This is a genomic window from Flavobacterium sp. SH_e (assembly GCF_025717045.1).
GTDB lineage: Bacteria > Bacteroidota > Bacteroidia > Flavobacteriales > Flavobacteriaceae > Flavobacterium.
The window spans coordinates 735,102-746,946 of the sequence record NZ_JAOVZN010000006.1; the positions used below are offsets into that span (position 1 = coordinate 735,102).

Annotated in this window: 10 protein-coding genes; 3 read left to right on the top strand and 7 right to left on the bottom strand. The window is 33.1% G+C overall.

Annotated features, from left to right (window positions below; genetic code table 11):
- Positions 1–16: 16 nt before the first annotated feature.
- Entirely contained in the window at positions 17–1,045 is a 1,029-nt protein-coding gene (locus OD917_RS14100) for a rod shape-determining protein (protein ID WP_008466528.1), read from the bottom strand.
- A gap of 56 nt (positions 1,046–1,101) precedes the next feature.
- Entirely contained in the window at positions 1,102–2,628 is a 1,527-nt protein-coding gene (gene purH, locus OD917_RS14105; protein WP_263524094.1) for a bifunctional phosphoribosylaminoimidazolecarboxamide formyltransferase/IMP cyclohydrolase, read from the bottom strand.
- Between the two features lie 165 nt (positions 2,629–2,793).
- On the opposite strand from purH, the gene OD917_RS14110 reads away from it, so the two are divergent.
- Together OD917_RS14110 and OD917_RS14115 are read left to right on the top strand one after the other, a co-directional pair.
- Positions 2,794–4,041 carry an ABC transporter permease gene (locus OD917_RS14110; protein WP_263524095.1) on the top strand — a complete coding sequence of 416 codons (1,248 nt, stop codon included), beginning with the start codon at positions 2,794–2,796 and terminating at the stop codon, positions 4,039–4,041.
- 89 nt (positions 4,042–4,130) lie between these two features.
- Complete coding sequence (locus OD917_RS14115) at positions 4,131–5,015, top strand: cupin-like domain-containing protein (protein ID WP_263524096.1); 885 nt, start codon at positions 4,131–4,133, stop codon at positions 5,013–5,015.
- Positions 5,016–5,052: 37 nt separating this feature from the next.
- Here the strand turns inward: OD917_RS14115 and OD917_RS14120 are convergent, their stop codons facing one another.
- The 4 genes from OD917_RS14120 to OD917_RS14135 all read right to left on the bottom strand — a co-directional run bounded on the left by OD917_RS14120 (position 5,053) and on the right by OD917_RS14135 (position 10,347).
- On the bottom strand, positions 5,053–5,589 hold the full coding sequence (locus OD917_RS14120; protein WP_263524097.1) for an SMI1/KNR4 family protein: 537 nt from the start codon (positions 5,587–5,589) through the stop codon (positions 5,053–5,055).
- 97 nt (positions 5,590–5,686) lie between these two features.
- Positions 5,687–6,541 carry an acetyl-CoA carboxylase, carboxyltransferase subunit beta gene (gene accD / locus OD917_RS14125; protein ID WP_026728501.1) on the bottom strand — a complete coding sequence of 285 codons (855 nt, stop codon included), beginning with the start codon at positions 6,539–6,541 and terminating at the stop codon, positions 5,687–5,689.
- Between the two features lie 104 nt (positions 6,542–6,645).
- Positions 6,646–7,713 carry a class II fructose-bisphosphate aldolase gene (fbaA, locus tag OD917_RS14130; protein ID WP_012023542.1) on the bottom strand — a complete coding sequence of 356 codons (1,068 nt, stop codon included), beginning with the start codon at positions 7,711–7,713 and terminating at the stop codon, positions 6,646–6,648.
- A gap of 60 nt (positions 7,714–7,773) precedes the next feature.
- Positions 7,774–10,347: an outer membrane protein assembly factor gene (locus OD917_RS14135; protein WP_263524098.1), complete on the bottom strand. Its 2,574-nt coding sequence runs from the start codon at positions 10,345–10,347 to the stop codon at positions 7,774–7,776.
- A 37-nt stretch (positions 10,348–10,384) separates the two neighbouring features.
- Here OD917_RS14135 and OD917_RS14140 point away from each other — a divergent pair, with 37 nt between their 5' ends.
- Positions 10,385–11,113, top strand: coding sequence for a TrmH family RNA methyltransferase (locus tag OD917_RS14140; protein ID WP_263524100.1), 729 nt, complete (start codon positions 10,385–10,387; stop codon positions 11,111–11,113).
- Between the two features lie 9 nt (positions 11,114–11,122).
- On the opposite strand, the gene OD917_RS14145 is transcribed toward OD917_RS14140, so the two are convergent.
- Positions 11,123–11,845, bottom strand: a complete 723-nt coding sequence (locus tag OD917_RS14145) for a porin family protein (RefSeq protein ID WP_263524101.1) — start codon at positions 11,843–11,845, stop codon at positions 11,123–11,125.

Below are 11,845 nucleotides of genomic sequence, written 5' to 3' on the forward strand. Positions count from 1 at the left end.
ATTGTTATTTTGAATCTTATTTGATTAAGATACTTTTAAATTTTGCAATGTTTTTAAGTGCCATTCCTGTACCACGAACAACAGCTCTTAATGGATCTTCAGCAATATAAACTGGTAAATCTGTTTTTTGAGAGATACGTTTGTCAAGTCCTCTCAACATAGATCCTCCACCAGCTAAATAGATACCAGTGTTGTAGATATCTGCTGCTAATTCAGGAGGAGTTTGAGATAATGTTTCCATTACTGCATCCTCAATACGCTGAATAGATTTGTCTAATGCTTTTGCAATCTCACGGTAAGAAACATCTACTTGTTTTGGTTTACCAGTAAGCAAATCTCTACCTTGAACTGACATATCTTCTGGTGGGCCATCTAAATCTTCGATTGCAGCTCCAATTTGAATTTTAATTTTTTCAGCAGTACTTTCTCCAACAAATAAGTTGTGCTGTGTACGCATGTAATAAACGATATCATTTGTGAAAACGTCACCTGCAATTTTTACAGATTTGTCACATACAATTCCGCCTAAAGCGATTACAGCAATTTCTGTTGTACCACCTCCGATATCGACAATCATGTTTCCTTTTGGTTGCATAATGTCAATACCAATACCAATTGCAGCTGCCATTGGCTCATGAATCAAGTAAACTTCTTTTCCGTTTACTCTCTCACAAGATTCCTTCACCGCTCTCATCTCCACTTCAGTAATACCAGAAGGAATACATACAACCATACGTAAAGCTGGGGTAAACATTCTTTTTTTCAATGCGGGAATACTTTTAATGAACATATTGATCATTTTTTCCGAAGCATCAAAATCAGCGATTACACCATCTTTCAAAGGCCTTATAGTTTTGATGTTTTCATGTGTTTTACCTTGCATCATGTTGGCTTCTTTACCAACAGCAATGATTTTGCCTGATACTCTATCACGTGCAACGATAGATGGACTATCAATGACAACTTTATCATTATGAATGATTAAAGTGTTTGCGGTTCCAAGGTCTATCGCAATATCCTCGGTCATGAAATCAAAAAATCCCATAAGTTTTTTAGGGGTTTAAAATGTTATAAATTATTTATCGAACAAAGTTAAACAAATTAATGTTTAAAATGACGAGTTCCTGTAAATACCATTGCAAGATTATTTTCATTGCAATAATTTATGCTTAATTCGTCTTTAATCGAACCTCCTGGCTGAATTACAGCAGTTATTCCTGCTTTTTTAGCTAATTCTACACAATCCGGAAATGGGAAAAATGCATCACTTGCCATCGAAGCTCCATTTAAATCAAATCCAAAAGCTTTTGCTTTGTCAACTGCTTGAATTAAAGCGTCAACTCTTGAAGTCTGACCTGTACCTGATGAAATCAATGTTCCGTTCTTAGCAAATACAATAGTGTTTGATTTTGTATTCTTGCAGATTTTAGAAGCAAAGATCAAATCTTCGATCTCTTGTGCAGTAGGTTCTGTTATTGTAACGGTTTTTAAATGCTCTTTATTATCCGTAATATTGTTTCTGTCCTGAATTAACAAACCATTAAGACAAGTTCTTACTTGACGAGATGGTAATTCAACATCGTTTTGTACTAAAATAATTCTGTTTTTCTTCTCTTGTAAAACTGTAACTGCCTCAGCATCATAAGCAGGAGCGATAACAACTTCGCAGAATAATTTGTTGATTTCTTGTGCAGTTTCTAAATCAATTTTTGTGTTAGAAATTAACACTCCTCCAAAAGCTGAAGTAGGATCACAAGCTAAAGCTGCTAAATAAGCTTCACTGATTGTTTTTCTTGAAGCCAATCCGCAAGCATTGTTGTGTTTTAAAATAGCAAATGTTGGTCCGTCAGTTTTAAACTCAGCAATTAAATTAACTGCAGCATCAACATCTAGTAAGTTGTTGTATGATAATTCTTTTCCGTGAAGTTTATTGAACATTGCGTCAAAATCTCCAAAGAAGAATCCTTTTTGGTGAGGGTTTTCACCGTATCTTAAAACTTGACCGTTTGCAATGCTTTCTTTGTAAATAGTCTCGTCTGTATTGAAATAATTAAAAATAGCTCCATCGTAGTGAGATGAAACGTGGAAAGCTTTAGTAGCAAACAATCTTCTGTTTTCTAAAGTTGTTGCTCCATCTTGCTCTGTAATCAAATCTAAAAGCAAGCTGTATTCGTTTACAGATGCAACAATTACAGTGTCTTTGAAATTTTTTGCACCTGCACGAATTAATGAAATTCCGCCGATGTCAATTTTTTCAATAATATCTTGTTCACTTGCTCCAGAAGCAACTGTTTTTTCAAAAGGATATAAATCAACAATTACCAAATCGATTTGAGGAATGTCAAATTCCTTCATTTGCTGAACATCACTTTCGTTATCTTGACGATTTAAAATACCTCCAAAAATTTTTGGGTGCAATGTTTTTACTCTTCCGCCAAGAATTTCAGGGAAAGAAGTGATATCTTCAACAGGAACTACTGGAATACCAAGGTTTTTGATAAAATCTTCAGTTCCTCCAGTTGAATAAAGTGTTACATTTTGTTCGTGTAATTTTCTAACAATTGGTTCCAATCCATCTTTAGAAAAAACAGAAATTAATGCCGATTGTATTTTTTTTGTTGTGCTCATTGTGTAGTTATGATTTTGAGACTGCAAAAGTAGTTTTTTTATATATTATATTAAAAAAAAATAGTGTAACAAAATGCTAAAAAAATCTACTGATGAGTAAGTTAACTTTTATTAGGTTATTGAATTTAAATTATTGAATTTTACTTTATTGAAAAATACAAAAATATGATCGTTTATCTAAGATTATTAAAAGAAAGTCTAAGCTTCGCCATCAATGCTTTGCGAAATAATAAATTACGTACTTTATTGTCACTTTTAGGTGTTACAATCGGTATTTTTTCAATTATTGCTGTTTTGGCTGCCGTTGATTCTTTAGATAAAAAAATTACTAAAGATTTGAGTAGCTTAGATAAAAATACGATTTATTTAATAAAATTCAGTTTTGGGCCATCGGAAATTCCACAATGGAAAAGAGAGCAATTCCCAAATGTAAAATACGACGAGTATGTTGGACTGAAAAATTCAATGAATAATACCGATCAAGTCGGATACCAACTTTTTGTAAATAGAGAAACTTTAAAATACGATTCAAAAACAGTCAGTGATGTAAATATTATTCCGTCCTCAAGCGAAATGGTGGATATCGACGGATTGAGTTTTGATAAAGGAAGATTTTACAATGAATCTGAATCTAACTCAGGAACAGCTGTTATTGTTTTGGGATACGAAATTGCTCAGGGGCTTTTTGGAGATCTTGATCCAATTGGTAAAAATATTCGTTTATACGGGCAACGATTCACGGTCATTGGTGTAATTGCCAAACAAGGAGCTGGTTTTTTTGGAGACAGCAATGATACCTCAGTTTATCTTCCTGCTAACTTTTTAAGAAGAATGTACGGAGATAGTGACGCCATGACGCCAGTAATTGTTTTAAAACCTCAAAAAGGCGTTGATATGGATGCGTACAAAGCAGAAGTGGCGCAAAAACTACGTGCAATTCGTGGAATGAAAGCAGGGGATATGGATAATTTCTTTATAAATGTACTTTCTGGATTTACTGATTTTATTGATGGAATTTTAGGTCAAATGAATGTTGTTGGCTGGATCATTAGCGGATTTTCTCTTCTGGTTGGTGGCTTCGGAATTGCCAATATTATGTTTGTTTCAGTTAAAGAAAGAACCAATCTTATCGGAATTCAAAAATCATTGGGAGCAAAAAATAAATTTATTTTATTCCAATTTTTGTTTGAAGCTATTATTCTTTCTGTTATTGGCGGAATCATAGGTCTGCTAATGGTTTGGGGAATCGCTGTAATCTTAACAAAAGCTCTCGACTTTGAATTTGTTTTAAGTTTAGGAAATATTCTTTTAGGAACTGGTTTAGCGGCTCTTATTGGTTTAATTTCTGGAATTTTGCCAGCGGTTTCGGCAGCAAATTTAGATCCGGTTGAGGCAATTCGAACAGGAATGTAATATTGTTTTTGTGTTATTTTACTGTAAATTTTGATGGCTCAAAATAATTAGATATTTTTGATAGACCAAGAACCTAAACCATTAATCCAATGAGCTTTAATCTTAGATCTGTCGATACAGTTGAATCTATTTCTAGAGAAGATTTCAAAAGAAATTATTTAGACAAAAAGAAGCCCTTAATTATAAAAGGACTCACAAACGATTGGCCTGCAAAAGAAAAATGGTCGACAGAATATTTTAAGGAAATTGCTGGAGATATTGAGGTAAAATTGGTAGATAATTCTAAAGCCGATCCTTCAAAAGTAATTAATGCTTCAATCGCCAGCATGAAATTTGGCGAATACTTAGATCTTATAAAAAGAGAACCTACACAATTGCGTATTTTTTTCTTTAATCTTTTTAAGCACAGACCAGAATTAGTTAATGATGTAAAAGTTCCAAAAGAATTAATGGGAGGTTTTATAGAAAGTATGCCAGCTATGTTTTTTGGAGGTTCAAAAGCGATTACTTTTTTGCATTATGATATCGATTTACCGCATCTTTTTCATACCCATTTTGGTGGAAGAAAGCATATCATATTATTTGATAATAAATGGAAGAAAAGACTCTATTGTATTCCTAATACCACTTATGCCTTAGAAGATTATGATGTGGCTAATCCCGATTTTGAAAAATTTCCTGCTCTAAAAGGAGTAGAAGGGTATGAAGTTTTTCTTGAACACGGAGATACGTTATTTATGCCAACAGGAATGTGGCATTGGATGCGTTACATTGATGGTTCTTTTTCTCTAACACTTCGCGCATGGGACAAATCATGGTCTAGAAAAGTAGCCAGCGTTTGGAGTTTATTTATGCATGGCGCAGTAGACAGCGGTATAAAAGTGGTTTTTAGAAAGCGTTATGCTGTTTGGCGTGAAAAGAGAGCTTTTACGATAGCAGAAAAAGAACTTCGAAATAACAAGCCGAAAAAATAAATATTGTTTTCCCTTCAGATTTTAATCTATTATGGATTTAATAATAGTTAAATGGGTAATTGTTAAATAGAGTAATACTAATTTCTTTTAATTTCTCTTCATATTTTAATATAAGATGTTTGTCAATTTTATCTAGATTTATGAAAAGAGTATCAAGCTGATTGTTGAGATCTGCAAATTGTAGCCATTTTTCAAAGTTTAAACCCATATCTAAAAAATTTTCAGGACTCATTTCTTCTTGGTCATGATCGTAAAAATAAATTTTATTTTCTTTATCAAAAAGCCAAAGGTCACCTTGTCCATTATTTGCAAAAAACCAGTAGCTCGAAATTTCTTCATTTGTCGAATTTACTCTCCAATATTCTGCATCTGAAAATTCTTTATTTTCATTAAAAGACTGAACGCTGTCTAATAATATACATTCGGCGGAAATTTCGATAGTTTTAATTTGAGTAACTATTTCTATATATAGATTGTCAAAGGGAAATTGAGCAGATTTAGGAAAGTTTCTTAATTGTTGTTTTTGAGCCAAAAGCTCATGTTTTAATTTTTCTATAGATTTAATCTTAAACATAAAAAAATAAGTTTTATATTACAATAAGCGAATATACAACCAAAAAAAATCCCAAGAAGCAATTTTCTTGGGATTTCTATTTTAAGTAGTTTTAAAACTATCTAATATCATTATTTTGAATCAAATCGATATATAAGTTGATCTTATCTTTCAATTCTTTTCTTGGCGTGATAAAGTCTAAGAAACCGTGCTCTAATAAGAACTCAGCAGTTTGGAAACCTTCTGGCAAATCTTTTCCTGTAGTATCACGAACAACACGCGGACCAGCAAAACCAATCAAAGCGCCTGGCTCAGAGATGTTGATGTCTCCTAACATTGCGTATGATGCTGTTGTTCCTCCAGTTGTTGGATCTGTACAAAGAGAGATGTAAGGTAATTTAGCTTCAGCTAATTGAGCTAATTTTACAGAAGTTTTTGCTAATTGCATTAAAGAATAAGCAGCTTCCATCATACGAGCTCCACCAGATTTAGAAATCATTACAAACGGAAGTTTGTTTTTAATAGCGTGATCAATGCCTCTTGCAATTTTCTCACCTACTACAGCTCCCATAGATCCACCGATGAATGCAAAATCCATACAGCAGATTACAAGTTCTCTTCCTTTAGATTTTCCTACTCCCGTACGTACAGCGTCTTTAAGATGAGTTTTTTCCATTACATCTTTCAAACGCTCTGCATATTTTTTTGTATCCACAAAATGCAAAGGATCTTTAGAAGTCATGTTTTTATCTAACTCAACAAATTCGTTGTTGTCGAATAAAATTTCAAAATAGGTTGCGCTTCCAATTCGAACATGAAAATCATCTTCAGGGCTTACGAATAAATTTCTCGCTAATTCGTCAGCATCAATAATTTTTCCAGTAGGAGATTTGTACCACAATCCTTTCGGAACGTCCATCTTGTCTTCTGTCGCGGTCGTAATCCCTTTTTCTTGTCTTTTAAACCAAGCCATTTTTCTAGTATTCAGTGTTCAGTAATAAAAATTTCAGTGTTCAGTGGTATTCAGTTTTAAGTACTCAGATACTGAATACTTAAAACTGTAAGCTGAATACTTTTTTATAACGTGTTTACGTTATTCAAATCAGCAAAAGCTTGTTCCAATCTTGCGTTGAATGTAACTTCACTTTCACGAACCCATCTTCTTGGGTCATAATATTTTTTGTTTGGAGCATCTGGACCTTCTGGGTTACCAATTTGAGATTTTAAATAATCTAAATTTTTAACCATATAGTCACGGATTCCTTCAGTGTATGCAAATTGTAAATCTGTATCGATGTTCATTTTGATAACTCCGTAGCTAATTCCTTCTCTAATTTCTTCAAGTGTAGAACCTGAACCTCCGTGGAAAACGAAATCAACTGGATTGTGTCCTGTGTTGAATTTGTTTTGTACGAAATCTTGAGAATTTTTTAAGATTTTTGGAGTTAATTTTACGTTTCCTGGTTTGTAAACACCGTGAACGTTTCCGAAAGCGGCAGCAATTGTAAATTTAGGGCTCACTTTAGATAATTCTTCGTAAGCGTAAGCTACTTCTTCTGGTTGAGTGTATAATTTTGAGCTATCAACATCAGAGTTGTCAACACCATCTTCCTCACCACCTGTAATACCAAGTTCGATTTCTAATGTCATACCCATTTTGCTCATTCTAGCTAAATACTCTTTACAGATCTCGATGTTTTCTTCGATTGGCTCCTCAGACAAATCGATCATATGAGAACTGAATAATGGTTTTCCTGTTTCTGCGAAGTGTTTCTCAGATGCATCTAATAAACCATCAATCCAAGGCAAAAGTTTTTTTGCACAGTGGTCTGTATGTAAAATTACGGTTGCTCCGTAAGCTTCTGCTAATGTATGAATGTGTTTTGCTCCCGCGATTCCTCCTGCGATTGCTGCTTTTTCACCTGCATTTGATAATCCTTTTCCAGCGTTGAATTGTGCTCCTCCGTTAGAAAATTGAATGATAACCGGCGCATTTAATTTAGCTGCAGTTTCTAGAACTCCATTGATTGTGCTAGATCCTGTAACGTTTACTGCAGGTAATGCAAATCCTTTTTCTTTCGCATAGTTAAAAATCTCTTGAACTTGATCTCCTGTAGCTACTCCGGGTTTGATATTGTGTGCCATTGTAATTTTTTTTATAGTTGTTTTTAGTTTTTAGGTTGCAAAAATAAGAATTAATTAGCATTAGAATGGATAATTTATTCCAAAATTTAAAACAGAGTGTCCAAAATTGTATTCTTTAAACCATCTATCTCCCTTCTCATGCGCTGGATTATAGGTCTTAAAGCCTAAATCTAAACGAACAACAAAAAAGCTTAAATCGTATCTTAAACCAAATCCTGTACCCAAAGCAATTTCACCTAAATCGTTTAAGTTGTCAAATCTTGCTTTCGAATCTATGACATTATCGAGTACATTCCATATATTTCCGGCGTCTGCAAAGAGCGCTCCTTTCACATCTCCGAAAATTTTGAAGCGATATTCTAAACTCGCCGCTATTTTCATATTGGCCTCATTAAAGTCGTTTATAGCATTTGTGCTTCCAGGTCCTAAAGCATAAGGTTGCCAAGCACGATTATCGTTAGAACCTCCTCCGTAATAACTTCGTGAAAACGGAATATAATTTGAATTTCCAAACGGAATTGCAATTCCAAAGAAACTTCGAACCGCTAAAACTTTTTCTTTCCCAAAATCCCAATGCTTGATATAATCAAATTCAGTTTTTATATATTCTGAATACTCTAGGTTAAAGATTTCGTAATTTCCTTTAGAATTTTTTTGAAGGTTTCCAATTTCCGAAACCACAGATAATAATGTACCTGCCGATTCTATTTTTGTTCTGAATTGGTAGAAATTATTATCGGCCAAATCTTTTTTAGTTGTTTTGGTAAAAGAATAACTGGTTGCTAGAATGAAATCATTTTCAGTCAGACGAACCCTTCTTTCTTCAATGCTTTCAACTTCTTGATATTGTGAATCAGCAGATGTTAAAGCGGTTTGTCCTGTTAAAACATCATTAGTAAATCCTGTTGTTCCTTTAGGTATAGTAAGATCTTTTCTCGCTTGTTCTTCTGTTGTATCTCCCCAGTTAATTGGGTTAACATTGTAATCTTTTCCAATTCCATTCAAGTCATCATAAGAAGATGTATAGACATTAAAGTAATTGTCTGGATTTAAGTTGCGAACAAATTGTGCATTTAATAATTCTAGTTTCGCTGTATTATGGCGCTTTGGAGTCCAGTTATATGAAATACCTCCCGTAAAGTTTTCTTTATCCAAACCAATATTTCGCTGCTTAGAAAAACCTGAAGTAATCGAGGTGTAAGGAATCATACTTTTTGGAATAATTTTTTCTGTTCCGAAAGGCAGTAGAATTCTTGGAAAATTCAGTTTTAAATCTAGACCATATTCAGAAACATTGAAAAAATTATTGTTTGGATTTGCCATATCTCTAGAAGAACCCACGTTTAAACGAGCTGAAATTTCGAGAGTTTCAGCACGGTTAAATACATTTCGAATGGTTTCAGAAACACTAGCACCAATTCCGAAATCCTGAATATTAGAATGTGTCAAGTCAAGCGTAGCACCAAAACTGTATTTTTTTCTTGGCGTTAAATAAACATTGGCAATAAGTGATTGCGCTGTAGAATCTCTTTTGTCTACTTCATATTGTATAGAAGGGTAGTTGAAGATTCTTAAATTATTTAAATATCGAGAAGAAAGTGTTGTTCTAAAATCGGCATAAGTACTTCCCTTTGTAATAAAAATAGCATCGGTTATAGCGCGTGGTTTGTATTTTAGTGTTTTATAGCTGTATAAATTAAAGTTGTTGTAGGAAACACTATCAGTTGGTTTTTTCTTAGAATTTGCAGCAGAATAATCGGTATAAATATTTACATCGCTTATTGTGTATAATTTAAAAGGTTCTGTACGGCTAGAATCTCTTTCTTGTATGGTGTTGTTGTTTATAATCAAAGTGACATCTGCCTTTGCTTTTTTGCCAATGGTATCAATGTCATAAGTCACATAAGTAGGTTGAAAATAGTAAGCACCGTGATTTCTAAAATAAGTTGTAATACGGTTTTTTTCCTCTTCAAAATCAGTAGTTTTGTATTGATTTCCAGATTTTAATAAAGAAGGTTCGTTATTAGTTCTATATAATGAGTCTAATGCAGGAGTCATTATTTTAGTTCTAATAGTATCTAATTTGTAAGCTGGCCCTGTAGTGATATTATAATTTATTGCAGCTCTCTTTTTTCCAACCGTATCAATAGTATAATCGGTTTGAACATTAAAATAGCCATTATTAAAATAATAATATTTTAAGCGCAATAATGATTTTCTGGTTTTTGAAGTGTCAATAATTACGGGTGGTTCACCAGTATTTTTCAAAAATTCGTGAATTCCTTTATAGTAAAAAGACTGTCCAAGGCGATCTACTTGTTTAGCAGAAAATATTTTGGACATTCGTTCATACTTTCCGGGATTATTTTTGAATTTTGCCTGATAAGTAGAATCCGGATTTAAATTGGCTAAATTGTATAAATTCAAACGAAGCTTGTAACCTAATAATTTACCATTTGGTTTTTGGTACATTTGATTAGAAGCTGTTTCATCATTTGTAGATTTTCCGTTAACTAAAATATTATTTTTTACAAGAAGACTTTTTCCATCGGGAACTCTTTTTACGGCATTACAAGCGCAAATTAATATTGCTATTAGAAGAAATGCTATTATTTTTGTGGAATTATTTTTCAAGTGTTTTTTAATATTTAATTCAAAAGTACATTATTTTATGGTTAGTAAAAACCAAATAAAGCTTATCTCAAGTTTACATCAAAAAAAGCAGCGTTTTGCTAATCAATTATTTTTTGCTGAAGGAGTAAAAGTAATTCAAGAATTGCTGCAATCCAATTTTGAATTAGAACATTTATACACTACATTAAATGATTTCGAGGCGGTTCACGCTTCAAAACGAACTCTTATTAATGAACAAGAACTGAAAAAAATAAGTGCTTTGTCGACTCCAAATTCTTGTTTGGCAGTTTTTAAAATTCCAGCCGAAAAGAAAATAATCGATTCGGGTTTAATTTTAGCTTTAGACGATATTAGAGACCCAGGGAATCTAGGGACTATTTTGCGTCTGTGTGATTGGTTTGGTATAAAGCAGGTAATCTGTTCTAAAGAAACAGTAGATATTTACAACCCAAAAGTGGTACAAGCGACAATGGGTTCAATTACCAGAGTAAATGTAAGTTATGTTGATTTAAAACTTTTCCTTGCTCAAACTAAACTGCCAGTTTTGGGAACTTTTATGGATGGAGAAAATATTTATCAATCAAAATTACCAAACGATGGTATCATTATTATGGGTAATGAAGCCAACGGTATTTCAGAAGAGATTGAAAAAACTGTAACCAGCCGTCTTACAATTCCTAGGTTTGGAGAGCTTCAAAAAACCGAAAGTTTAAATGTAGCTACCGCAACAGCAATTATTCTTAGTGAATTTAAACGAAATAGTTGAGATTTTGTTTTAATGAAAAGTGAAATTTATTAAAATCGCTCTTGATTTCATTGAATCGATGTTGTCTGTATAAGGGCTAACAGGGTGCTCTGGCGTTACGTTATCACGAATTAATTCATCTGTAATACCAAACATACCTCTAACAGAAGGAGAAAAAATAAAATATTCAGTAAAGATATCAATTCCAAAACCTACTTCATAAGCTGCGGTCCATTGTTTTACTCTGAATTTTTGCTGCCAGTTATCGTCTTGAGATTTAGCATTGCTCGATAAATTCAAAGTGGTAGACATACCGCCAACCAAGTAAGGACGGATGTTTCCTGTACGTAAGGCAGAAAATTTCAATAATAAAGGGAAGTGAATATAAGTACTATTTACTTCTCTTAAATAGTCGGTTTCTGAGCTTCCTACGCCAGGAAAATAAAGATCACGTTTAGTATAATACAGCCCAGGTTCAAAACGAAGGTTAATGTATTCCTGTAATCTTAAATCGGCTACAACACCAACATTAAAACCCGTAGTTTTTTTTACCTGAATATCTTGTTGTACAGGGGTTTTGTAATCAAATTTAAAGTCGAAACTATTAAAACCTAGATAATATCCAAAGTAAATACGCTGCTTTTGCCAGTTTTCAAGGTTAATAATAGGGTCCTTACTAAATAAATTTTTAGCAAATTGTGCGTGGCCTTTTGCCGCTAAGACTAATAAAAATAAGATTACAGCTTTTTTCAT